Source organism: Nocardioides sp. L-11A (genome assembly GCA_029961745.1).
Taxonomy (GTDB): Bacteria; Actinomycetota; Actinomycetes; order Propionibacteriales; family Nocardioidaceae; genus Nocardioides.
Map to the genome: position 1 here is coordinate 4,791,230 of CP124680.1, position 22,544 is coordinate 4,813,773.

Annotated in this window: 22 protein-coding genes; 6 read left to right on the forward strand and 16 right to left on the reverse strand. The window is 72.4% G+C overall.

Features of this window, described 5'->3' with window-relative positions; all coding sequences use genetic code 11:
• Positions 1-6: 6 nt before the first annotated feature.
• A complete protein-coding gene (locus QJ852_22960; GenBank protein ID WGX95998.1) occupies positions 7-228 on the reverse strand; it encodes a hypothetical protein in 222 nt (73 codons plus the stop codon).
• On the opposite strand from QJ852_22960, the gene QJ852_22965 reads away from it, so the two are divergent.
• Positions 227-1,075: an alpha/beta hydrolase gene (locus QJ852_22965; GenBank protein WGX95999.1), complete on the forward strand. Its 849-nt coding sequence runs from the start codon at positions 227-229 to the stop codon at positions 1,073-1,075. The two genes, QJ852_22960 and QJ852_22965, sit on opposite strands and share 2 nt — an antisense overlap.
• A 16-nt stretch (positions 1,076-1,091) precedes the next feature.
• Here the strand turns inward: QJ852_22965 and QJ852_22970 are convergent, their stop codons facing one another.
• Positions 1,092-1,319, reverse strand: a complete 228-nt coding sequence (locus QJ852_22970; protein WGX96000.1) for a ferredoxin — start codon at positions 1,317-1,319, stop codon at positions 1,092-1,094.
• 82 nt (positions 1,320-1,401) lie between these two features.
• Here QJ852_22970 and QJ852_22975 point away from each other — a divergent pair, with 82 nt between their 5' ends.
• Positions 1,402-2,820 carry an aminobutyraldehyde dehydrogenase gene (locus tag QJ852_22975; protein WGX96001.1) on the forward strand — a complete coding sequence of 473 codons (1,419 nt, stop codon included), beginning with the start codon at positions 1,402-1,404 and terminating at the stop codon, positions 2,818-2,820.
• Between the two features lie 115 nt (positions 2,821-2,935).
• Here QJ852_22975 and QJ852_22980 read toward each other — a convergent pair whose 3' ends face one another.
• The 10 genes from QJ852_22980 to QJ852_23025 all read right to left on the reverse strand — a co-directional run bounded on the left by QJ852_22980 (position 2,936) and on the right by QJ852_23025 (position 14,528).
• Positions 2,936-3,670 (reverse strand): YoaK family protein, encoded by a 735-nt coding sequence (locus QJ852_22980; GenBank protein WGX96002.1) that lies wholly within the window; start codon positions 3,668-3,670, stop codon positions 2,936-2,938.
• Positions 3,654-5,450, reverse strand: coding sequence for a gamma-glutamyltransferase family protein (locus QJ852_22985; protein ID WGX96003.1), 1,797 nt, complete (start codon positions 5,448-5,450; stop codon positions 3,654-3,656). Before QJ852_22985 ends, QJ852_22980 begins: the two co-directional genes overlap by 17 nt.
• Entirely contained in the window at positions 5,440-6,357 is a 918-nt protein-coding gene (locus QJ852_22990) for a fumarylacetoacetate hydrolase family protein (protein WGX96004.1), read from the reverse strand. The genes QJ852_22985 and QJ852_22990 overlap by 11 nt, the downstream gene beginning before the upstream one ends.
• A complete protein-coding gene (locus tag QJ852_22995) occupies positions 6,348-7,343 on the reverse strand; it encodes an ABC transporter ATP-binding protein (GenBank protein ID WGX96005.1) in 996 nt (331 codons plus the stop codon). The genes QJ852_22990 and QJ852_22995 overlap by 10 nt, the downstream gene beginning before the upstream one ends.
• Entirely contained in the window at positions 7,340-8,248 is a 909-nt protein-coding gene (locus QJ852_23000) for a GNAT family N-acetyltransferase (GenBank protein ID WGX96006.1), read from the reverse strand. The genes QJ852_22995 and QJ852_23000 overlap by 4 nt, the downstream gene beginning before the upstream one ends.
• Positions 8,245-10,161: a dipeptide/oligopeptide/nickel ABC transporter permease/ATP-binding protein gene (locus QJ852_23005; GenBank protein ID WGX96007.1), complete on the reverse strand. Its 1,917-nt coding sequence runs from the start codon at positions 10,159-10,161 to the stop codon at positions 8,245-8,247. The genes QJ852_23000 and QJ852_23005 overlap by 4 nt, the downstream gene beginning before the upstream one ends.
• Positions 10,158-11,117, reverse strand: coding sequence for an ABC transporter permease (locus tag QJ852_23010; GenBank protein ID WGX96008.1), 960 nt, complete (start codon positions 11,115-11,117; stop codon positions 10,158-10,160). The genes QJ852_23005 and QJ852_23010 overlap by 4 nt, the downstream gene beginning before the upstream one ends.
• 71 nt (positions 11,118-11,188) lie before the next feature.
• Complete coding sequence (locus QJ852_23015) at positions 11,189-12,463, reverse strand: aromatic ring-hydroxylating dioxygenase subunit alpha (GenBank protein ID WGX96009.1); 1,275 nt, start codon at positions 12,461-12,463, stop codon at positions 11,189-11,191.
• A gap of 7 nt (positions 12,464-12,470) precedes the next feature.
• A complete protein-coding gene (locus QJ852_23020; protein WGX96010.1) occupies positions 12,471-13,985 on the reverse strand; it encodes an ABC transporter substrate-binding protein in 1,515 nt (504 codons plus the stop codon).
• Between the two features lie 288 nt (positions 13,986-14,273).
• Positions 14,274-14,528 (reverse strand): hypothetical protein, encoded by a 255-nt coding sequence (locus QJ852_23025; protein WGX96011.1) that lies wholly within the window; start codon positions 14,526-14,528, stop codon positions 14,274-14,276.
• Here QJ852_23025 and QJ852_23030 point away from each other — a divergent pair.
• Genes QJ852_23030 through QJ852_23040 form a run of 3 tightly spaced genes read left to right on the forward strand, consistent with a single transcriptional unit; the run spans position 14,505 to position 18,198 of the window.
• Complete coding sequence (locus QJ852_23030; protein WGX96012.1) at positions 14,505-16,175, forward strand: amidohydrolase; 1,671 nt, start codon at positions 14,505-14,507, stop codon at positions 16,173-16,175. The genes QJ852_23025 and QJ852_23030 overlap by 24 nt on opposite strands.
• Positions 16,172-17,914 carry a thiamine pyrophosphate-binding protein gene (locus tag QJ852_23035; GenBank protein WGX96013.1) on the forward strand — a complete coding sequence of 581 codons (1,743 nt, stop codon included), beginning with the start codon at positions 16,172-16,174 and terminating at the stop codon, positions 17,912-17,914. Before QJ852_23030 ends, QJ852_23035 begins: the two co-directional genes overlap by 4 nt.
• On the forward strand, positions 17,911-18,198 hold the full coding sequence (locus QJ852_23040) for a hypothetical protein (GenBank protein ID WGX96014.1): 288 nt from the start codon (positions 17,911-17,913) through the stop codon (positions 18,196-18,198). Before QJ852_23035 ends, QJ852_23040 begins: the two co-directional genes overlap by 4 nt.
• On the opposite strand, the gene QJ852_23045 is transcribed toward QJ852_23040, so the two are convergent.
• Positions 18,183-19,382: a helix-turn-helix domain-containing protein gene (locus QJ852_23045; GenBank protein ID WGX96015.1), complete on the reverse strand. Its 1,200-nt coding sequence runs from the start codon at positions 19,380-19,382 to the stop codon at positions 18,183-18,185. The genes QJ852_23040 and QJ852_23045 overlap by 16 nt on opposite strands.
• A 139-nt stretch (positions 19,383-19,521) precedes the next feature.
• Here QJ852_23045 and QJ852_23050 point away from each other — a divergent pair, with 139 nt between their 5' ends.
• Positions 19,522-20,175: a GntR family transcriptional regulator gene (locus QJ852_23050; GenBank protein WGX96016.1), complete on the forward strand. Its 654-nt coding sequence runs from the start codon at positions 19,522-19,524 to the stop codon at positions 20,173-20,175.
• Between the two features lie 49 nt (positions 20,176-20,224).
• Here the strand turns inward: QJ852_23050 and QJ852_23055 are convergent, their stop codons facing one another.
• The 3 genes from QJ852_23055 to QJ852_23065 form a co-directional block, all read right to left on the reverse strand.
• The gene (locus QJ852_23055; GenBank protein ID WGX96017.1) at positions 20,225-20,809 is read right to left on the reverse strand and encodes a hypothetical protein; all 585 of its coding nucleotides are present in this window, start codon (positions 20,807-20,809) and stop codon (positions 20,225-20,227) included.
• Positions 20,806-21,405, reverse strand: coding sequence for a sigma-70 family RNA polymerase sigma factor (locus QJ852_23060; GenBank protein WGX96018.1), 600 nt, complete (start codon positions 21,403-21,405; stop codon positions 20,806-20,808). The genes QJ852_23055 and QJ852_23060 overlap by 4 nt, the downstream gene beginning before the upstream one ends.
• 91 nt (positions 21,406-21,496) lie before the next feature.
• Positions 21,497-22,510, reverse strand: coding sequence for an ABC transporter substrate-binding protein (locus QJ852_23065; protein WGX96019.1), 1,014 nt, complete (start codon positions 22,508-22,510; stop codon positions 21,497-21,499).
• Between the last annotated feature and the right edge of the window lie 34 nt (positions 22,511-22,544).

Here is a 22,544-nt window from a genome sequence, read left to right on the forward strand (position 1 = left end):
GGCGCCTCAGGCCCAGCCGGCCGCGGGGCGTCCCAGGCGTGGACCGGGGAGGGCTGTCCTGCCGTCGCCGATCTCGGCGAGCACCCGGCCCTCTCCGGCGCGCTCGGATCCGCCCGCCGGACCGACCTCGTAGGCCGGCGCCGCCCGGCCGATGATTCCGGTCCGGGCCGACGGTCCACCGTCTCGTGGCCCGGCCCGGCCCACGACCCGACCCTGGAGGTGCCCCATGCAGGCGACGACCGTCGAGGCGAACGGCGTGACACTCGGGATCGAGCACTGCGGCGACGAGACCGCGCCGCTCGTCCTGTGCGCGGGCGGCCCCACCCTGCTCTCGTGGCCCGACGAGCTCTGCGCGGCCCTCGCGCGCGGCGGGCGCCACGTCGTGCGCTACGACCTGCGCGACGCCGGGGCGTCGCTCACCGCCGATCCGGAGGCGCCGGCGTACACCCTGCGGGACCTGGCCGCCGACGCCGCCGCCCTCGCCCGCGCCCTCGACGACCGGCCGGCCCACCTCGCGGGCATCGGGGTCGGCGGGATGGTCGCCCAGGTCGCCGCGCTCGACCACCCGGACACGTTCGGCGCCCTCACGCTCGTCGGCACGCGCCCCGTCGCCCCCGGCCCGGTCGACGACGACCTGCCCGACCACGACGCCGCGACCATGGCTCAGCTCTTCGCACACCCGATGCCCGACTGGTCCGACCGGACCGCGGTCGCGGAGTTCGCCGCGGCGGGCGCCGCGATCCTCGGCGACGACCCCACCGCCGCGCGCGCCAACGCCGCCCGGGTCTGGGACCGGACTCCGAGCCCGGAGCCCGCGGTCCAGATGGCCAACCAACTGGGCATCGCGTTCGCCCATCTCGACTGCGCACCGCGCTGGCGCGAGCGGCTGCCCGGGCTCACCCTGCCGAGCCTGGTCGTCCACGGTCGCCGCGATCCGTTCTTCCCCGTCGGCAACGGTGAGGCGCTCGCCCGGGAGATCCCGGGTGCTCGACTGCTCGTCCTCGACGACGCCTCGACCGCGATCCCGGTCCCCGCCGTCCCGGACGTCGCGGCCGCGATGCTCGCCCTGGGGTAGCCGACGGCCCAGCGGCTCAGCCCGCTCCGTCGCCCCCGGGAGCATCGGCGCCGGCCATGTCGACGAACCGGATCGCCTCTGCGGGACAGGACAGCACGGCGCGGCGCTGGAGCCGCTCCGGCGCCGCCTCCGCCGCGGGCCCGTCGAGCACCGCCATGCCGTAGTCGTCGAGCGAGAGCAGCTCCGGCGCGGCGAGGGCGCAGATCCCGTAGCCCTGGCACTTGTCCTGATCGAGTTCGAGCACGTTCGCCTGCCTCTCCATGCCTGCCTGGGAGGTCTAGTATACAAAACAACCAATTGCATACTTACGTGAGGAGTACCGGCTCGTGACACTCAGTGTCCGCAACTTCATCGACGGCGCGTCGGCCGACAGCGACGGCGCCACCATCCCCTTCATGGCGGCCGCCACCGGCACCGTGCTCGGCCAGGCCCCGCAATCCACGGAGGCCGACGTGGACGCCGCCTTCGCCGCCGCCGACCGGGCCGCGGCCACCTGGTCGACCAGCACGCCACGCGAGCGGCAGGCCGTCCTCCTGGGCCTTGCCGACCGGCTCGAGCGGCATGCGGAGGAGCTGGTGGAGGCCGAGGTCCGCAACACCGGCAAGCCCCGGGCGGCGACCCTCAACGTGGAGCTCGGCTCCGCCCTGGACCAGATCCGCTTCTTCGCCGGCGCCTGCCGGACGATGAACGGCACACCGCAGACGGAGTACGCCCCCGCCCACTCGTCCTCGATCCGGCGCGAGCCGGTCGGCGTGGTCGCGCAGATCACGCCGTGGAACTACCCGCTGATGATGGCCGCCTGGAAGATCGCGCCGGCCATCGCCGCCGGCAACACCGTCGTGCTCAAGCCCGCGGAGACGACGCCGCTCAGCACCGTCCGGCTGGCCGAGCTGTCCGCCGGCATCCTGCCGCCCGGCGTACTGAACGTGGTCTGCGGCGACGGCGAGGTCGGCGCCCGGCTGGTCCGCCATCCCCGAGCCGACATGGTGGCCATCACCGGAAGCACCCGCGCCGGCAGCGAGGTCATGCGCAGCGCCGCCGACGACGTCAAGAACGTCCACCTCGAGCTCGGCGGCAAGGCCCCTGCCGTGGTGTTGTCCGACGCGGAGCTCGCCACGGCCGCCACCACCCTCGCGCAGATCGGCCTGTTCAACGCCGGACAGGACTGCACGGCCCCGACCCGCCTCCTGGTCCAGGAGACGGTCGCCGCCGAGTTCGTCGACCTGCTGACGTCCGCGATGAGCACCCTGCGCCCGGGCGCACCCGACGACAGCGGTGCCTACTTCGGCCCCCTCAACAGCGCCCGCCATCTCGCCGCGGTGCAGGGCTACCTCGACCGGCTGCCCCCGCACGCGACGGTCGTGACCGGTGGGCGCAGCGAGGGACCCGGCTACTTCCTCGAGCCGACGGTCGTGACCGGCGTACGCCAGCACGACGAGATCGTCCAGGAGGAGGTCTTCGGTCCCGTGCTGACCGTCCAGACCTTCCAGGACGACGACGAGGCGCTGCGGCTCGCCAACGACATCCGCTACGGGCTGGCGTCGAGCGTGTGGGGCCGCGACAGCGCGCGCCTCAGCCGCTTCTCCCGCGGGCTCGAGTTCGGCTGCGTCTGGGTGAACTGCCACGGCCTGGTCGTCTCGGAGATGCCACACGGCGGCTACAAGCGCTCCGGCATCGGCAAGGACCTCTCCATGTGGGGGCTGGAGGAGTACACCCGGATCAAGCACGTCATGACCCGGCACTGACCGGGTGCCGGGGCCCGGCGACATGATCGGGCCCCGGGCCCCGGGCGCCGGTACGACGAGACGGGGCGGCGCATCGCGCGCCGCCCCGTCTCTGGTCATCCCCTGCGGGGCTCGCTCACCGCACGCTCGACCGCGCCTCCGAGCGCCCGGAGCGGCGCGCGACCAGGCCGTGCATGAGCAGCGTGAGCGCCAGGAACGTGGCCGGGACCAGGTAGCTCGGCCAGCTGGCCTCGGTCACTGCCAGCGCACCGATCGCCGCGCCCACGCACAGCAGCACGAGGCCGAGGGCCGCCGCCCGCTCCCCCGGCGGCAGGCCCTTCCCGAGCGCGACCGACTCGATGACGGTGGTGAGTGCGCCGGTCATGTACGTCGTCGACACCGTCACCCCCAGCCGTCGGACCGCCGCACCCTGGATGCCCATCGCGCCGGCGCTGCCGGCCAGCAGGGCCAGGCGCGCCTCGTCGTGTGCCGCCGGATCGGCGAGGACCCAGCCGAGGCACAGCAGGAGCATCAGACCGAGCTGGCAGCGGAGCGCGCGGGTCACTCCCGGTGGCCAGTGCTGGCCCTCGACCTCGGCTCCCGGAGAGGCTGCCAGCCGGCTGCCGACGACGACCCCGGCGACATAGCTGCACAGCGCCAGGGCGCAGGCGAGGAGCACGGCGCCGTCACCGGAGACCAGGGCGATGCCGGAGAACACCACATTGCCGGTCATCACGCTGGCGAACACCTCGCCCAGCGCGAGGAACGAGATCGCGTCGAGACTGCCACTGGTCAGGCACAGGAGGACCGCGAGATAGCGGGCCCGGGTCGCGTCCAGTGTCGGCGGGGTCGTCCTAGCGACCGACGGCATAGCCCTGGGCTCCTCTCGGGTTGGCGGCGGCGCGGATCGCACCGTCCTCGGTCCGGCTCACGGCACTCAGCCGGCCGATGGCCCAGCCATCGACCGTGAGCACGTCGTGCCCCGCTCCCCTGAGCTCGTCGACAGTGTCCGGGGAGAACCGTCCCTCCAGGACGAGCCGTCCCTCGTGGCGCTCACGAGGGAAGAAGGACGAGGGGAAGTCCTCACTGAAGAAGGCCGGGGACTCGATCGCCTGCTGCATCCCCAGCCCCCCGTGCAGGTGGCGGAGCAGGAACTGGACCGAGCACTGGTCCTGGGTGTCACCACCGGGGGTGCCGAAGGCGAGGCGGCGCCCGTCGTCGCGCACCATGGTCGCGGTCAGGGTGGTGCGTGGCCGCTTGCTCGACGCGAGCGCGTTCGGGTGCTCCGGGTCGAGCCAGAACATCTGGGCGCGCGTCCCGAGCGCGAACCCCCACCCGGGCAGGGTGGGCGAGCTCTGGAACCAGCCGCCGCTCGGCGTCGCGGACACCAGGTTGCCCCAGCGGTCGCACACGTCGAGATGACAGGTGTCACCGCGGGACCCGTCGGGACGCTGGTGGGTGGGCTCGCCGACACCGGGCGCCAGGCCGACGCCGACGCCGACGGTCGCTGCGCCCGGCAGCGACGCCGGCCGGAGCCCGCTCGGCACCACTCCCGGACGCAGCGGCCCGCGGTAGGCCAGGTCCGGGTCGATCTGGGCGCGTCGACGGTCGGCGTACTCCGGCGCGAGCAGGGCCGCGAGCGGTACGTCGACCAGGTCGGGGTCGCCGTAGTAGAACTCACGGTCGGCGAACGCCAGCTTGGCCGCCTCCGCCACCAGGTGCACGAACCGGGCCCCGGCGGGATCGCACTCGTCCAGCTCGAAGCCCTCGAGGATGGCCAGCTGCTGCAGCATCACCGGGCCCTGCGTCCATGCGCCGGGCTTGAAGACCTGCCGGCCCCGGTAGCCGGTCGAGACCGGGCTCTCGTAGCGGGCCGTCCAGCCGGCGAGGTCATCGGCCGCGAGGAGACCGCGGTGCCGTCTCCCCGAGGAGTCGAGCACCTCCTCATGAGCGCAGAAGTCGTGGATCGCCTCGGCCACCGGCCCCTGGTAGAAGGCGCGGATCGCCGCGTCGATCTCGCCCTCGCGCCCGCGCCCGCGCGGGCCGGAACCCGCCAGGAGCAGCCGATAGGTGGCCGCGAGAGCAGGGTTGCGCATCGTCGCGCCCGCGCGCGGGAGGGAGCCGTCGGGGAGCCACTGCGCGAACGACGAGGGCCAGTGGCGGGCGAAGTGCTCCTCGCACCCGGCCAGCGCCGTGACGATGCCGGGCAGCACGGGGAAGCCGCCCTCGGCGTACGCGAGCGGGTAGGCGAGCACGTCGGCGAGTCGCCAGGTGCCGTGATCGCGCAGCAGCGTCATCCAGGCGCCCCACGCGCCAGGCACGCACGCGGCGAGCAGTCCGGTCCCCGGGACATGCTCGAGCCCGAGCTCTGCGAAGGCCGCGATCGAGGCGTCGGCCGGGGCCGGGCCCTGGCCGCACAGCACGAAGGGATCCTCGTCCGAGGCGAGCCAGCCCAGGATCGGCACCTCGCCGCCCAAGCCGTTGAGGTGCGGCTCGACCACTTGGAGCACCAGGCCCGCGGCCACGGCCGCGTCGAAGGCGTTGCCCCCGCGCTCCAGCACGCTCATCCCGCACTGGGACGCCAGCCAGTGCGTCGAGGCGACCGATCCGAACGAGCCCACGATCTCGGGGCGGGCCAGTTCAATCGACACTGAGCCCTCCCCCTGTCCTGACGATCGACGTCACGCTGGCCACTCCTTCGATCTCGGCGACCACCCGGTCGCTGTCGTTGAGGTACTGCGACGCCGGGTCGTCCGCGAACGCCGCTACTCCGGACGGGGTGCCACAGAGGATCAGGTCACCCGGGTCCAGGGTCATCCGGTGGCTCGCGTAGGAGACCAGCTCCGCGCACGAGAAGTAGGCCCCCGCCATCGTCTCCGACTGCCGTACGTCGCCGTTGACGCGAGTGCGCAACCGGAGGTCGCGGGGGTCACCGGCACTCGCCGTCGGCACCAGGACGGAGCTCAGCGGCAGGAAGCCGTCGAAGTTCTTGGCCTCGAAGAGACCCTGCCCGGTGAACAGCACCTCCCGCAGGGTCAGGTCGTTGGCCACGGTGTAGCCGGCGACGTGGCTCAGTGCCTCCTCCGGCGCCACGGCCCGGCAGGTGCTGCCGATCACCACGGTCAGCTCCACCTCGTAGTCGAGGCAGCGGCCACCGCGCGGCACGAAGACGTCCTGGCCGTCGGCGGCGACGGTCGACGGCATCTTGGCGAACAGGTACGGACGGGTGGGCTCGGGTAGCTGCTCACCGGCGCGCAGCGCCTCGTCCCGATGCGACACGAAGTTGCAGCCGACGGCGAGCACCTTGCCCGGGCGTTCGACGACGGGCCGCAGTTCGACCGTCGCCCAGGGCAGGTGCTCGCCGTCGCGAGGTGTCACGGCGAGATCGCCACCCGGCGCGAGCCGCGCCAGAGCACGCAGCAGCTCCGGACCGGAATCGTCGGCGGGAGCAGCCGTGGCGGTGGGCGCGGGCAGCTCCACCAGGCAGCTCTCGTGCACCGCGCAGACGAGGCCGGTCCGCGCCGCGGCACCCCCGCGGGAATAGCGGATCAACCGCATCGGAGGCTCCCTCCGCTTCCGGCCGGCGGAGCGACCGGGTGGAGAGGTGTGACCAGGAGACAGCGGCTCCGATGCCCAGGGGCGATCTCCACGTCGCCGGGAACCGCCTCCTCGCACGCCGCGACCCGGCGCTCGCATCGTGGCGCGTACGGGCATCCCGTCGTGGTGACCACGGGCGCGACGGCGGGGACCGACCGGTCCAGGTCGCGGCGCGCGCCGACGCTCAGCACCGAGCGGAACAGCTCCCGGGTGTAGGGATGACTCGGCTCGCGCGCGATCGTCGCGGTGTCACCGCACTCCAGGGCGTGCCCCCGGTAGAGCACCAGCATCCGGCTCGCCATGTGCTCGACCACACCGAGGTCGTGGGAGATGAAGACGAGTGCCACGCCCAGCTCGCCCTGCAGGCGGGTGAGCAGGTCGAGGATCTGCATCTGGGTGAGGACGTCCAACGCGCTCACGGCCTCGTCCAGCACGATGACCTGAGGACCGGGCGCCATCGCCCGCGCGATCGCCACCCGCTGGCGCTGGCCGCCGGAGAGCTCGTGGGGATAGCGGGCCAGCAGGTGGGGCGAGAGCTCGACCATCTCCAGCAGGGCGGCCGCCGTCCGTTCGGGACGGGGACCGCGCTCCGCCGTACCGAACCGGAGCGCCTCCTCCAGGGCGAACCCGATGGTCGCGTGCGGCGTCAGGCTGGTGAGCGGGTCCTGCCACACCATCTGCACGTCGCGCCAGAACTCCCGAGGGGTGACCCGACCGAACCGGTGCACCTCGCGACCTGCGACGACGACCCGGCCGGACGTCACCGGCTCCAGGCCCGCGATCACCCGGCCCAGGGTCGACTTCCCCGACCCGGACTCGCCGACCACGCCGAGGGTCTGGCCCATCTCGACGCGCACCGACACCTCGCTCAGCGCATGCACCACGGTGCCGTTGCGCCGCCGGGGCAGGTAGTCGACGCTCAACGCGTCGACCTCGACCACCGTCATGCGGATCCCCGATCGGTGTGGCGCCGCAGCACCGGGCTCCGGACCTCCTCGAAGCCCAGCGACCGGTAGAGCGCGGTCGCCATGGGGGTGGTCTGCAGCTCGACCCGCGCGACCCCCTGCAGGTCGAACCAGGCCAGCACCGACCGCACCAGCGCCGAGGCCAGACCTCGTCCCCGATGCTCCGGGTCGGTGACCACGGAGCCGATGTGGCCCATCCGGCCGTCCATCCCCATCGGCGCCGGCAGGTGCTGGTCGATCCAGCCGATGGCGGAGGCGACCAGCGAGGTGCCGTCCGGCTCCTCGACGACTACGGCACACAGCCCGGAGTCCTCGCGCCCGAGCCGGTCGGCCAGATAGCTCTGGCTGCTCACCAGCCACGCGACCTCGGACTCCTGAGGATGTCCCTCGAAGATCGTGCGGCGATGTCGGGTCAGCTCTGCGGCGTCGGAGGGCCGCGCGAGCCGCAGGTGGAAGCCGTCCGGGCCGTCGAGCAGCCACGACGTCTCCGGCACCGGAGCCGGCGGCCGGCGTACGGCGATGCCCTCGATCTCCACCCGCAGGTCCGGGTGCATCAGGACCGCCTGCAGGGTGCTGCGGGCGGGGCGGTCCGCGCCGAAGTAGCCGGCGTAGACCCGGTCCATCCCCGGGAAGTCGGCGGCGCTGCGCAGGAACACCGTCGTCTTGACGACGTCGGCGGTGTCGAGACCGGCACCCTGGAGGGTCTGGACGAAGTTGTCCATCACGATGGCGGTCTGCTCCTCGATCGTGTCGCCCAGGATCGTCTCCCCGGGCCCGATCGGGGCCTGGCCGCTGATGAACATCAGGTCGCCGGCGCGAACGCCTGAGCTGAGGCCGAGATCGAGCTCGCCGTACTGCGGGAGGTGGACGAAGCGTCGGTCGGTCATGGCAGGCCAGCTCCTTGGCTGTCGGGATCGGGGAGGGTGGTGGACGACGGGACGGGCTCCGTGTGCGGATGCACGCAGGACACCGTGTGCGCCGGTCCGAGGGTGAGCGTGGGGACAGGCTCCGCGCAGCGCTGGGTGGCGCGTGCGCACCGGGGCGCGAACGGGCACCCGGGCGGCCGCGCGCCGGGTTGCGGCGTGGAGCCGGGGACGACGGGCAGCGGACGCCCGGCGTGCTCGGGTCCGAGCACGGCCTCCTTGAGGGCCCGGGTGTAGGGATGGCCGGGCCGGGCGAGCACCTCGGCGGCATCGCCCTGCTCCATGGCGCGGCCCGCGTAGAGCACCAGCACCCGGTCGGCGACCGCGGAGACGACACCCATGTCGTGGGTGATCAGGAGCACCGCGAGACCGCGCTCGTCGCACAGCCTCCGCAACAGGCTGAGCACCCGGAGCTGGACCGTCGCGTCCAGGGCGCTCGTCGCCTCATCGGCGATGAGGACCCGCGGCTCGGCGATCAGCGCGTTCGCGATCATGACCCGCTGCGCGATGCCTCCCGAGAGCTGATGCGGGTAGCGGTCGATCACGGCGTCGACGTCGGCAACGCCCGCATCGACCAGTGCCGCCCGAACCCGTTCCCGCGCCTCGGCACGGGAGAGGCCGCGTAGCACCCTGAGCGGGGCGGCGAGGGAGGTCCCGACGGTCCGCATCGGGTCGAGGCAACTGATCGGGTCCTGGAAGACGACACCCAGCTCGCGGGCCAGATGGGTCCGCCGACCGGCTTCGTCGAGATCGACGAGGGGCGTGCCGCCGACCACGATCCGAGCGGGATCCGCCTCGATGCCGGCCGGCAGGATGCCCGCGACAGCCATCGCCGTCATCGACTTGCCGGATCCCGACTCACCGACGATCGCCACGATCTCGCCGGCGGCGACCTCGAGCGAGAGGCCTTCGACGATCGGCACCCGCTCCGGTCCGCCCGTCAGGTCCGCGTCGAGGCGGTCCAGGCGTACCGCCGTGGCTGCGCCCGGCTCCTCCGCGGCCCGCGGCGCCCCGGCCCTCCGGTGGCGCGACCGGACCAGAAGATGCGCATATCCCGACCGCCGCTGCAGGCCGCCGGTCCATCCGTCGGCCAGCGAGTTCAGCGCCAGCACGATGACGAAGAGGGTGAGGCCGGGCGGCAGCACCTGCCACGGCGCGTCCAGCACGACGTTCTGCGCCGACTTCAGCATCGAGCCGAGGCTGACGTGCGGAGGCTGGGCCCCGAAGCCCAGATAGCTCAGCGCCGCCTCGGTGAGGATCGCCGCGCGCAGCGTCATCGCGCTCTGGATGGTGAGGGGACGGGCCAGGCTGGGTCCGATGTGCCGCCGCACGAGCGACCAGCGGGTCGCTCCGCCCACGCGAGCGGCACGGACGAAGGGCGCGTCCTTGAGCGCGTGCGCCTCGTCGGCCACGAGCCGCACGTAGATCGGGGAGAACGCGATACCCAGCCCGAGCATCGCGGGCAGGAGGCCGCGACCCGTCATGCCGACGACCAGGAGCACCAGCACCACGGCCGGGATCGAGAACATCATGTCGGCCAGCCAGCGGACGACCTTGCGGACCGACGCCGGCCCGAGCCCGCCGAGCAGCCCCAGCGGGATGCCGATCCCGAGGGAGACGACCAGCGCCGCGGCCATCGAGGCGAGACTCAACCTCAGGCCGTGGAGCAGCCGGGAGAGCAGGTCCCTGCCGAGCTCGTCGGTGCCCAGCAGGTGATCGGCACCGGGGTGGAGCAGCCGACGGGACAGGTCCTGCGCCGCCGGGTCGGCCGCGACCACCAGGGGACCGATCACACCGACGGCGACGATGGCGGCCAGGGCAAGGAGCGGGAGCAGGCCGCGGCGGCGTACCGGCGGGCGCTCGGTGCGCGTGCTCACAGCGCCCGTCCTCTCGTCGTCGGGTCGGAGACGACGCGCAGGATCTCGGCCGCCAGGGAGATGAGGACCACCAGCGCGGTGAAGACGACCACACCGCCCAGCAGCATCGGCGTGTCCTGCTCGGAGAGCGCGTTGACGATGAGGGTGCCGATCCCGCGGATCGCGAAGATGTTCTCCACGATCACCGACACGCTGATCAGGATCAGCGCCTGGAGTCCCAGGATGGTGATGACCGAGGGCAGCGAGTTGCGGAGCACCAGGGTGCGCAGGATCCAGCCGCGCGAGAACCCCTGGATCACCGCCGTCCGCACGTAGTCACGGGTCAGCTCCAGAATGACGGCGCTGCGCACATGGCGACAGATCGAGGCCGCGATGGGGAGTCCGAGGGCCAGCGCCGGAAGCGTGATGGAGTGGATCCAATCGGCCGGGGACACTGCGATGTCCACATAGCCCGAACCCGGGAACCACCGGAGCATGACGGCGAAGGCACTGATCAGCATCAGGGAGAGCCAGAACTCCGGGACCGCCTGCAGCGCGGCGGTCACCGTCGAGATGACCCGGTCCAGTACGCCGTTCGGCTTGGTGCCGGCGACCAGGCCCGCTGCCACTCCGGCGAGGGCAGCGACCGCGAACGCCACGACGAACAGGGACACCGTGCGCGTGAGCGCCGGCCCCAGCTGCTCGGCCACCGCCTGGCTGTTGCTCCAGGAGCGACCGAAGTCGCCCCGCGGCAGGCCGCTCAGCCAGTCCCAGAACTGCTGGGGCAGGGAGTCCTCGAGCCCCAGGGAGCGCCGCAGCTCTCGGATCGACTCCTCCGACGCGGTCGGACCGAGCAGGTTGGCCTCGGGATGCCTGGGCATCAGCGCCGTGGCCGTGAACACGACCAGGGCGACCGACAGCAGCAGACCGAGGCTGGTCGCGCATCGCGCCACGAAGAACCGGGCGAATGACACCATCTGTTTCCTTCTCTGGGACGGGGCGGGCGGTCCGGGCGAGCCGCCACGTGGGCGGCCCGCCCCGCACTGGATCAGCCCGGGAGCTTGAGCGCGTCGCGCGCCCGCAGGCCCTGGCGAAGCTCCTCGACGCCCTCGCGGTTGAGGAACCTCTCCCCTGTCGGCATCAAGAAGAGCTCCTGCGCACGACTCGCCGGGACGGTGCCCTTCGCCTCGCCGCCGTTGGCCACCTCCTCGACGGAGCTGATGATGACGTCCCGCATGAAGGTGATGCCGCCGTCCCCGACGGGGAGCATGTTCTCGTTCTCCCGGTCGACGCGCTCCGGCATGCTGCCGACGACCGTCGCGTCCTCGTGACCGGCGCCCTCCGGGATCGTGTAGCCGAGCTCGACGGGCTCACCGGTGCGGACGCTCTCGTTGTACTCCAGGTACGGCTCGATCCGCTCGGTCTGCCAGGGCGTGTCCCACTTGAGGTGCTCGAGGTGGTCGTCGATCTCGTCCGCGAACTCGGCGAACTCCTCGGGGATGTACATCACCCGGAACATCACGGTGCTCGTGTCGTCCATCGGGACGCTGAAGCGCGCCGTGATCGGCGGGTTGCTCGACCCCTTGGCGCGGGGGAACCAGAAGCTGGTCGCACCCGTCAGGCCGATGCTCGGCAGGATCAGGTTGTTGACCCGCAGGTGCCACTTCTCGGGGTCCTCGGTCGTGCGCAGCGAGAGGTAGGCGACCCCGAACTCGGTCTCGTCGAACCACATCTCCGGGAGCGCCGACATCGCGGTCCAGGTCGGTGCGTGGGTGAAGCTCAGGTGCAGCGGGTCCATCGCGTTCTCGTTGATCTGCATCCAGTTGCCCCGCGACGTGCCGATGAAGCGCGCCTTGTGGACGCCGGGACCGTCGAGGAAGTCGAAGCGCGGCAACGCCGGCGGCTCGCCCTTGCCGAAGTAGGCGAAGATGAGCCCGCCCATGGTCTGCGTGGGATACGAGCGCTGCTGGACACGCTCCTTGAAGGTCTCGTCCGGCTCGCCGGGAGTCTCGAGGACCTTGCCCTCCGGGCTGAAGACCCAGCCGTGGTAGCGGCAGGCCACTCCGTCGGCGAGCGACTGCCCGAGGCACAGGTTGGCCCGCCGGTGGGCGCACCGCGAGTCGAGCAGTCCGACCTTGCCGCGCTTGGTGCGGAACAGCACCAGCTCCTCGCCCAGGATCTTGATGAAGGTCGGCTTCGCCTTCAGGTCGGCGTCGACCGCGATCGGCCACCAGTAGCGCCGCAGCCACTCTCCCATCTTGGTGCCGCGGCCGGTCTCGGTCAGGCTGTGGCTCAGCCCGGCGTCGATGCTTGTCGTCGTCATCTCAGAACTACTCTCCGTCGATCGTCAGGTTGCGGGGATTGGGGATGGTTCCGGCGTAGGTGTCCAGCTCGGCCTCGACGCCCTTGCGCATCACGACGGGCAGCTCCTGCCGGAAGACCGGGATGACGAGCGCCTCGCCGTAGATGAGCTCGTCGAAGAGCTCGCCGTAGACCCGGGTCGCCTCGGCGCGGTCGTTGGTGCCGAGCTGGCGGACCTCGGCGGCCAGTTCCTCGAGCCTCGGACTGGTGCTGCCGAACGGGTTGTACCGGCCGCCGGGACCGGCGAAGGCCGTGTAGAACTCGTAGGCGCTGCGGATCCCGGTCGCGTTGACCAGGACGGGCGACTGCTTCTTGGCGATCCGGTCGCTCAGCGCCCCGGCGTTCTCCACGACGTTCACCTTGAGCTCCACGCCGATGTCGGCCAGCTGGCCCGCGACGGCCTCGGCGATCAGGCTGTGGGCCGGGGTGATGTAGGTCTCGACGGTGAAGCCGTCGGGATATCCGGCCCCGGCGAGCAGGGCTCTGGCCTGCTCGACGTCCCGGTCGTAGGCACCGTCCAGCCGCTCGCTGTAGCCGACGGACCCTTCCTCGAAGGGGTTGACGCTCGAGGTCCCCCGGCCGCCGAAGGTGGCGTCGAGGATCGAAGGACGGTCGAGGGAGTAGCCCAGGGCCCGGCGCACGTCGACGTCGGCGAGCGGCTTGCTCACCTCGCCGCGGCCGTCCGCCAGGACGAGCACCTCCATCGCGGCTCCCATCGATCCCACGACGTAGCCCTGTCCCTCGAGGGACTTGGCCTCCCCGCCGGTGATCCCGATGACGTCGACCTGCCCGGCCTTCAGCGCGTTGACCATGGTCGACGGCTCGACCAGCGGCTTGATGACGACCCGGTCGACCCGCTGGACCGCCGGGTCCCAGTAGTCCTCGTTCCTCACGAACACGTAGGAGTCGTTGGCGACGGTCCGCTCGGCGTCCAGCCGCCACGGCCCGGTGCCGACCGGCGTGGTGCCCAGCGAGTCGGGGTCCTCGAGCGCGCGTGGGCTCACCATCATCCCCGGTGGGGCGGCGAGGGTCTCGACGATCGCGGGCTGCGCCGACGAGAAGGTGATCACCAGCTCCTTGTCAGACACCACCTCGATTGCTTCCATGGCATTGTATACATCAAACCAGCTACCGGAGGTCGCCGTCTTGCCATGCTCGAAGTTCTTGGCCACCGCCTCCGCGTCGAACGGAGCGCCATCGGTGAACACCACGCCGGCACGCAGGACCAGGCGCAGCGTCCTGGCCTTGCCGTCGTACTCCCACTCCGTCGCGAGGCCCGGCTCGAAGGTGTCGATGCCCTTGCGGACCACGAGGCTGTCATAGACCGGCGAGAGGTAGTCGAGCGCCGGCGGCGGCGTCAATGCCGGGTCGAAGGTGACGAAACCGTAGAGGTTGCCCATCGTGACGGTGTCGTCGTCGCCACCGCCCGCGCCGTCGGAGCCGGCGCACGCGGCAGCGACGGTCGCGACGGCGGCGAGGGTCACGGTGACGGCCAGCGCACGCGAACGCGCTCCCGCCTGACGACGGGCACGCCGTGCACCTGAAGAGACGGCGGCGAAGCGATATCTGAACATCGGTCATCCATTTCTGACGTACTTGCCTCGGGTTCGACGGATTGTGACCCCGGACACCAGAACGCGTCAACTGCACAACATCTCCTCCCCGATCGCCACCTCACCTTCCACCAGGACGACTCCAGCAGCCCGGGCAACTCGCCGCGCATATGGGGTCTGACCTGCATGAACAGGCGTTCCTTGGTCCGCTCGCGCGGATCAGAAGCGCCCCTCGATCCAACCCATCGCGCTCCGGCGATTTTGCAGATGCACAAAATGATCGGGCGGAATATAGGCAAACAACCATTGCCTCGCGACGACGCGCACGACCAGGATGGAGACCAGCCGGCCCGGCCTCCCGCCGCCCTCCCGGCGCTCTCGACAATGCTCGGCCGCCGGACCGCGCGGTCGCATCCGTCGACTTCCGTCCGCGCGCCCGAAAGCGATCCTGTGCTCGATCTCCTGCTCACCCATGCCCGCATCCACACCCTGTCGGCCGACCGGCCGACCGCCTCCCGTCTCGGCGTCGTGGGGGGACGGATCGTGGGCGTCGACGAGGAGCTGGGCGGCGATCCTCCGGCCGCTCGGACGGTGCACTGCGGCGGCGCCGTGGTCGTCCCCGGCTTCGGGGATGCCCACAACCACATGCTGTGGTTCGGCCGGAGCCAGGGCGAGCTCGATCTCACGACCTGCACCTCGCCCGACGAGGTGTACCGGCGGGTCCACCGCGCCAGTCGCGACCTGGCCGCGGACCGGTGGCTGATCGGACACGGCTTCGACCACGAGGTGCTCGGCGGAGCACTCCACCACGAGGATCTGGACCGCGCGAGCGGCGGACGACGGGTGTGGCTCAAGCATCGGTCCGGTCACGAGGGGGTCGCGAGCACCCGCGTGCTCCGCGACGCCGGGATCCTCGCCGAGCCGGGACGTACCGTGCCGGGCGGGACCGTGATCCGCGATCCGGGGGACGCGCCGAGCGGAGGACTCCAAGAGGCGGCGATGAGGCTGGCGACCGACCTCATCCCTCCCGCCACCCGCGCCGAGCTGGCCGCGGCACTGGCCCGGGCCAGTGCGATCTACGCCTCCGAGGGACTGACCCACGTCACCGAGTGCGGCATCGGCGGTGGCCTCGTCGGGCGGAGCCCGTTCGAGGCAGGGGCCTACCAGGAGGCGCTGCGGTCCGGTGGGCTGACCGTCCGGGTGACTCTGATGCCCGCGGCCGACACCCTGCGACGCCTGGGCGATCCCGTCGGTGAGCGGCCGGAGGTCGCGCTCGACCTCGGCCTGCACAGCGGCTTCGGGAACGACCACCTCAAGCTCGGCGCCGTCAAGATGTGGCTGGACGGTTCGATGCTGGGGAAGTCCGCCGCCATCTCCGAACCCGGGTACGACGACGGCTGCGGCTGCGGGTACCTCGCCGCCGACCCCGAGGAGATGAAGACCCTCCTCGTCGACGCACACCGATCGGGCTGGCAGATCGCCGCCCACGCGATCGGCGACCGCGCGGTCGACCTCGCCGTGGACACGCTCGCCACCGCCCAGCGCGTCCACCCCCGCCCCGACGCCCGTCACCGCATCGAGCACGCCGGACTCGTGCGGCCCGACCAGATCCGGGCGATGGCCGAGGTCGGCGCCGTCCCGGTGCCCCAGCCGCGGTTCCTGCACGAGTTCGGCGACGCCATGGCGACCGCCGTCGGTCCCGATCGCGTCGACTGGCTCTATCGCCACCGGTCCTTCCTCGAGGCCGGGATGCGGGTCCCCGGCAGCTCCGACCGGCCGGTCGCCTCCGGCGCGCCGCTGCTGGGGATCCGGTCGATGGTCGAGCGGCTGTCGGCGGCCGGTCGCGCGATCGGTGCCGACGAGCGCGTCGACGTCGCGACCGCACTGCGTGCGTACACCGTCGACGCGGCATGGGTCGACCACGAGGAGCAGCTGCGCGGTCGGCTGACCCGCGGTCGCCTGGCGGACTTCGTCGTCCTCGACGCCGACCCGCTCGCCGTCGCGTCCCGCGACCTGGACGGCATCCGCGTGCTCGCCACCTTCGTCGGCGGACGGTGCGTGTACGCCGGCGACGCCGCCCCCGTCGACCCCGACGTCGCGCCACTGACGTCGGTCCGATGACCGCCCAGCCCGAGGAGCCGACGATGAGCCACCCCGACCACCCCGACCACCCCGACCACGCGGGCCAGGCGGGCCACGCGGGCCAGGCGGGCCACGCGGGCCAGGCGGGCCACGCGGGCCACGCGGGCCACGCGCTCGTCCGCGCCATGGAGGCGCACGGCATCTCGCGGATCTTCTGCGTCCCCGGCGAGAGCTACCTTCCCGTCCTCGACGCGCTCCACGACTCGTCGATCGCCACGGTCGTGTGCCGCCACGAGGGCGGCGCGAGCTATATGGCCGAGGCCACCGGTCGCTTCACCGGATCGCCCGGTGTCGCCATGGTGACCCGGGGCCCCGGCGCGGCGAACGCCCTCGTCGGCGTGCATGCCGCCTGGCAGCACGCGGTGCCGATGATCCTGTTGGTGGGTCTGGTCCCCCGCGGCGAGCGCTTCACCGAGACGTTCCAGGACTTCGACCTCACCGCATGGTTCGGCTCGACCGCGAAGATGGTCACCGTCGTCGACGATCCCGCGCGGATCGGCCACGAATTCGCCCGCGCCCACCACTGCGCCCTGTCGGGCCGGCGCGGTCCGGTGGTGATCGGACTCCCCGAGGACATGCTCTTCGAGGCGGCGGCGGCCGGCGGTCCGGTGCGCCCCCTGGGGCGCGCCGACGCCGCCATCCCAGCCCGGCAGTCACGCCGGATCGCCGAGCTCCTCGACGCGGCGACCTCTCCCGTGGTGGTGGCAGGCGGCTCCGACTGGGACGCCGAGGCGGCGCGGCTGCTGGAGCGGTGGGCCGTCCGTCACGGGATCCCGGTGCTCGCCGACTTCCGCCGTCACGATCTCGTCGACAACACCTCACCGGTCTATGCCGGACACCTCGGGTTCGGGCGGCCGGAGGCGGCCGCCCGGCTCCTGGACGGCGCGGATCTCGTCCTTCTGCTCGGTTGCGTGCTCGACGACGTCGCGCTGGACGGCGGCGCGCTGCTCCGGCACGACAGCGCCGCGGTCGTGGCCGTCGGCACGGACCCCGACCTCCTCGGCCACCTGCGCCGCGTCGACCTGCACGTGGCCGGGTCGCCCCGGGATCTGGTCGCCCAGCTCCCGGAACCCGGGGGCCCCCGCAGCACGTCCGCCCTCGACACGGCCCACCGCGCCTGGCTGGACTTCGGGAGCCCGCCCGCACCGTGCCCGCACCCCGGCGTCGATCTCGGGCGCCTGGTCGGCGACCTCGACCGGCTGTTGCCCGCCGACGCGGTCATCACCTACGGGGCCGGGAACTACGCGCTGTGGGCGCAGCGGCACCTCCGCCACCGCACCTTCCCCTCGCTGCTCGCGCCCCGCAACGGGACGATGGGCTACGGCATCCCGGCCGCCGTGGCAGCCCAGCTCGCCGCCCCCGAGCGCACGGTCGTCTCCTTCGCGGGCGACGGCTGCTTCCTGATGAACGGCCAGGAGCTCGCCACCGCGGTGCAGTACGGCCTGTCCCCGCTGATCCTCGTGGTCGACAACGGTCAGTACGGGACGATCCGCTCCCACCAGGAGACCCGGTTCCCCGGCCGCCGCAGCGGCACCGTACTCGAGAACCCCTCCTTCGCCGCCATGGCCGAGGCGTTCGGCGGCTTCGGAGCGACCGTGAGCGACGACGCCGACGCCGGGGCCGCGCTCCGCGCCGCCCTGGCCTTCCAGGGGCCTGCCGTGATCCACCTCAGGACCTGCGCCGAGAACTGCCTGCCCGCGACGGAGCCGGCCTCATGACGGGTCACCGCGCGATCTCCGGCGCTCCGCAGCCGGGCCCGCTCCCGACGGTCCTCGCCGACACCGCGGGGTGGGTCAAGATCGGCATCGAGCACGTCGGACCGACGCTGCGGGCGTCGTCGCTGGCCTCGGCACTGCGCCGGGTCGGCGCGGCCGAGGGCGAGGCGGTGTTCGCCCGACGTAGCGGCGGGCGCATCTGCCTGGCGTCGTACGGCGAGACGGTCGAGCTCAGCGAGGCGAGCGCCGAGCTCATCCGCGCCACCTTCCACTACACCGTCGGCTGACCCCGGTCAGGCGCGGCCGGGCCGAGCGGCCGGATCGGCTCGGCACCTCCGGAGGCAGCACACTCGAAGGCGACATGGAGCAGGGCCGCGTCGGACGGCACGAAGGGGTTCATCCCCGTGATCTTGTGGACCTTCTGCAGCCGGTTGATGGTCGTGTTGCGGTGCACGTGCAGCAGCTCGCCGGCCCGCGACGACGAACCGGTCGTGAAGTACGCGAGGAAGGTCTCGTGCAGCAGGCGCTGGTCGACGTCCGGCATCCGCTGGAAGTCGTCGAGCACCGTGGTGACGATCGCGTCGCCGACGGAGCCGATCTCGTCAGCGACGAGCGCGGCCCACACGTCCTCCGGTCCGAGTGGTCCGGTCGCCGTCGGCGGCAGCGCCCGGAGCACCTTGCGGGCGGTCGACACCGCGTCGGCGAGGTCGGCGAGCTCCGCGCACCAGGAGTAGCCCCCGACGATGCCCGGCACGAGTGCGACCGCGTCGCGGCGCCCGCCCTGCTGCTCGACGATCAGGAACGCCTGGTGGAACAGCTCCTGCGCGTGGGCGGCGAGCCCCCGCTCACGCAGCTGCGCGGCGCGGACGCCCAGCGCGTCGAGCTGGCCCAGGTGAGCGGTGAGGACCAGCCACGGCCGGCCACCGACGGCATCGAGCGCGGACTCCACCTGGCGTTGGAGCGATCGGCCCGGCGACGTACTGACCACGAGCCGGCGTACCAGGTCCTCACGGACCCGGTGCTGCTCGTGGGCCATCAGCGCGGCCTCGTCCAGGTAGCCCCGCTGCAGCGTGAGGGTGTGCGCCTCCAACGCCTGCCACACGAGCGGCGCCGAGCGCAGCAGGACGTCGCCCGCGGCCTCGCCCTTGGCGACCAGGAGGTCCCACAGCAGCTGGAAATCGATCCGGATCGCCTGGAGGATCACCTCCAGCGGCACACCGCTGCGCGCTCGGCGGCGACCGATGTCCTCGCTGATCCCCGACAGTCGGTCGGGGATCCGCAGGCCGCCGATGGAGCGGAGCAGGAGCTCGAAGGAGGCCTCCGCGTCGCGAGCGACCTCGCTCCGGTCGACGACGTCGTCACGGTAAGGGTCCAGCTGCCACACCCGCGCGACGAACCGGTCGGTCAGGCCGCCCAGCTCCTCCAATGCCTCGCGACACAGGCTGGCCAGCGGCGACCCCGACGTTGACATTTCCCGCTCACCTCTGGAGTTCGTGGATCCGGCCCGCCGAGTCTAGGACTCCCCCGGCAGGCCACGGTCTACCTGTACGATCGGGCCGCCCGGACCGCGGCCGTCGGAGAGCCGTCGGAGATCAGTGTTGAGGAGCACCGTGAGGAGTCAGCGTCTCGCTCCCGGCGACGGCTCCCTCTCCGACTGGGTCCATCACCAGCTGTCGCAGCTCATCCTCAACGGTGAGATCGAGCCGGGCCAGCCGCTACGCGAGGTGGCGATCGCCGAGCAGTTCGGTACGTCGCGCGTCCCGGTCCGCGAGGCGATCCACCGCCTCGCGGAGCAGGGCTGGGCGGAGCGGGTGCCCGGCGCCGGCGTACGGGTCCGGGTGCCCACCGCCAAGGACATCAACGACCTCTTCGACGTACGCCTGCCGCTCGAGCTCGAGGCGGTCCGGCTTGCCGTGGCCCGGATCTCGCTGGCCAACAGCGAGCCGATCAGGGATCTCATCGCGACCGCCCACCGCTGTGCGGACTCCGGCGACGAGAGCGGGCTGAGCGACGCGAACCGCCTGTTCCACACCGCGCTGGCCGGCCTCTCGGACAACCAGCTGCTCTCCGATCTCCTCGGGACGCTGGAGCTGCGTGCGCAGTGGATGCTGCGCTCGGCGCTGCACGAGGACCCCCGCCAGGGCATCGCCGAGCACGAGGAGATCCTGGAGGCGGTGCTCGCCCACGACACGGCCCGCGCGAAGCGGTTGATGCGGGCCCATCTCGTGCGCACCCGCCGCGAGTTCCACCACCTCTCCTCCTGACTCCTGACCTCCCCGGCGCCGGCGCGGCCGCCGGCACCGAGGGGCGCGGTCAGCAGACGGGCTGCTCCCACTGGATCCCGACGGAGGCCCAGCCGAGGTCCTCGCCGGCCAGCCGGATGCGCAGCGGGGACGCGGCGGCGATGGCGGAGGCGGGCAGCCGGAATGTGATGCCGTCGCCGTCCGTCTCGACGGCGATGGCGCCGCAGGGACGCTCCCCCGCCGCCGGCGGGACGCCGTGGGACTCGAGGCTCGGGCCGCTGTCCGTGCCGGACGCGACGGTGCCACTCCCCTCGCCCGGAGGCGGGATCGGCGCTACGTCGGGGAACGCCTCGGCGTCGTACGAGACGTCGGCCTCCACCCCGTGCTCGGCGAGCGCCCGTTCGAGGCCGTCGGCGTCCTTCAGGCTGGAGATGGTGACGACGACGTCGCCGTCGCCCTCCTCGTGGACCGCGAACGCCGAGTCGGGCTGCAACAGCACCGCCGTGGTGGCGACCGAGCCGGCGGCGAGGACACCCGCCCCGACGGCGGCGAGGCGGCGGCGCCCCCTGCGGACGGGTACGGCGTCGCGCTCGGAGACGTGCCGGCGGAGCTCGGTGAGCAGGGACTGCTCGAAGGGATCGAGGGTGCGGGTCATGACGGGACCTCCGGTGAGAGTGCGGCCTCCACGGCGGACTGCGGGGGCAGCAGATGGGACTGGACCAGGCGCCGGCTGCGGTGCAGCCGGACCCGCGCGGTGGCCGGCTTCACCCCCAGCACGGCGGCTGCGTCCGCGACGGGCAGGCCCTCGACGGCGACCAGCTCCATGAGCGCGCGGTCCCGCGGGCGCAGGACGCCCAGAGCGTCGTACAGACGCCGGGTCTGGCGCTCGGCGTCGATCCGCTCCTCGATGCGGGCCAGGCTGTCGGGGTCGAGCAGGCGCCGGCCCGCGACCTTGCGGACGGCGGCCCGCTGCCGGCCCTGGCGCCGGAACTCGGCGGCCACGACATTGCGGGCGACCCCGGTCACCCAGGCGGCGGGATTGCCCCGGTCGGGGCGGTAGCCGCTCGCCCCGTCCACGGCGGCGACGAAGACGTCGGCGGTGAGGTCCGCGGCGAGGTGCGGGTCGTCGACCCGGCGCGCGACGAAGCGCTGCACCAGGTCGAGATGGTCGCGGTAGAACGCCTCGAAGGCGTCGGGGTCGTGGCCGATGCGGCGGACCGGGTCCGGATCATCGGCTCGTTGCTGGTTCATGCCCTCTCTTGGCGCTGGGGGCCCTCGACGTTACAACCCGGGGTCGGTGGGCGGGATCCTCCGTCCACCGACCCCGGGGTGAGCCCGCCGGTCAGGAACCCGATTGCGCGAACGGGGCGACCAGCTCCTCCAGGTCGGGCAGCGAGTCCTCCCGGACGACCTTCCCCTGGACCAGGATGTCGACGTACTTCTCGAGGCCGGGCATGTTGACGTCCGCCATGATCGGGTTCATCGGCGTCTGCTTCAGCGCCTCGACGGTCTGGCCGCAGCGCTCGGCCATGATGCGGTACATCTCGTCCGCATTCGCCGGGTCGTTGAGCTCCTCGCCGGCCTGGGTCAAGGCGTCGTAGAAGTCCTCGGCCTGCTTCTCGTGGGACGTGTAGAAGTCGGTCGTCTGGGCGTATCCGGCGAAGGGCATCGAGACCCCGCCGGTCACCAGCGTGTGCGGGCTGCCGATATTGCGCAGCCCCTCCATCGACGCGACCGGCAGCGGGGTCTGCGCGACGTCGACCTTGCCCGAGAGCACGGCCTGCAGCAGCTGGCCACCGGGCAGGGCCACCCACTTGACCGACGAGGGGTCGCCGCCGTCGGCGCGGATCGCACCGGCGACCGTCGCCTCGCTGACTCCTCCGACCGCGGTCAGGGCGACCGTCCTGCCCTCCAGGTCACTGAAACGCTCGATCGAGCTGCCGTCCTTGACCATGGCGCCCGAGGTCGCCGCCTCCTCGTCGGTCGGGAAGCCGTACGCCGTGGCGATCCAGGTCAGCGGCGTACCGCCCTGGATGGCCTGGATGACCTCCCCCGGCGCAGTGAAGGCGACATCGACCGAGCCGCCGACCGCCGCGGCGATCGTCGTCGAGCCGCCACCGCCGGCCTCGACGAGTTCGACGTCGAGACCGCGATCGTCGAACAGGCCCTTCTCCTCGGCCCACCACAGCGGGATCTCGCTGCAGTAGCCCAGCGAGCTGACCTTGAGCGTGCCGTCGGACGATCCGCCGCCGTCCGACCCGTCGCTGCCGCAGCCGGCAGCGAGCAGAAGCGTGACGGCGAGCGCCGCGACCGATCCGCCGCGGACGACCCGCGGCGTTGAGCTGTACCTCTTCATCGATGTGTTCCTCTTGTCCGTTGATTTCCGTTGG

Coding starts and splice junctions, on each gene's coding strand:
- QJ852_22965 (WGX95999.1), top strand. CDS start 227: ATGCAGGCGACGACCGTCGAGGCGAACGGCGTGACACTCGGGATCGAG.
- QJ852_22960 (WGX95998.1), bottom strand. CDS start 228: ATGGGGCACCTCCAGGGTCGGGTCGTGGGCCGGGCCGGGCCACGAGAC.
- QJ852_22980 (WGX96002.1), bottom strand. CDS start 3,670: ATGCCGTCGGTCGCTAGGACGACCCCGCCGACACTGGACGCGACCCGG.
- QJ852_22990 (WGX96004.1), bottom strand. CDS start 6,357: ATGCGGTTGATCCGCTATTCCCGCGGGGGTGCCGCGGCGCGGACCGGC.
- QJ852_22995 (WGX96005.1), bottom strand. CDS start 7,343: ATGACGGTGGTCGAGGTCGACGCGTTGAGCGTCGACTACCTGCCCCGG.
- QJ852_23000 (WGX96006.1), bottom strand. CDS start 8,248: ATGACCGACCGACGCTTCGTCCACCTCCCGCAGTACGGCGAGCTCGAT.
- QJ852_23010 (WGX96008.1), bottom strand. CDS start 11,117: ATGGTGTCATTCGCCCGGTTCTTCGTGGCGCGATGCGCGACCAGCCTC.
- QJ852_23015 (WGX96009.1), bottom strand. CDS start 12,463: ATGACGACGACAAGCATCGACGCCGGGCTGAGCCACAGCCTGACCGAG.
- QJ852_23025 (WGX96011.1), bottom strand. CDS start 14,528: ATGGGTGAGCAGGAGATCGAGCACAGGATCGCTTTCGGGCGCGCGGAC.
- QJ852_23035 (WGX96013.1), top strand. CDS start 16,172: ATGACCGCCCAGCCCGAGGAGCCGACGATGAGCCACCCCGACCACCCC.
- QJ852_23040 (WGX96014.1), top strand. CDS start 17,911: ATGACGGGTCACCGCGCGATCTCCGGCGCTCCGCAGCCGGGCCCGCTC.
- QJ852_23045 (WGX96015.1), bottom strand. CDS start 19,382: ATGTCAACGTCGGGGTCGCCGCTGGCCAGCCTGTGTCGCGAGGCATTG.
- QJ852_23055 (WGX96017.1), bottom strand. CDS start 20,809: ATGACCCGCACCCTCGATCCCTTCGAGCAGTCCCTGCTCACCGAGCTC.
- QJ852_23060 (WGX96018.1), bottom strand. CDS start 21,405: ATGAACCAGCAACGAGCCGATGATCCGGACCCGGTCCGCCGCATCGGC.
- QJ852_23065 (WGX96019.1), bottom strand. CDS start 22,510: ATGAAGAGGTACAGCTCAACGCCGCGGGTCGTCCGCGGCGGATCGGTC.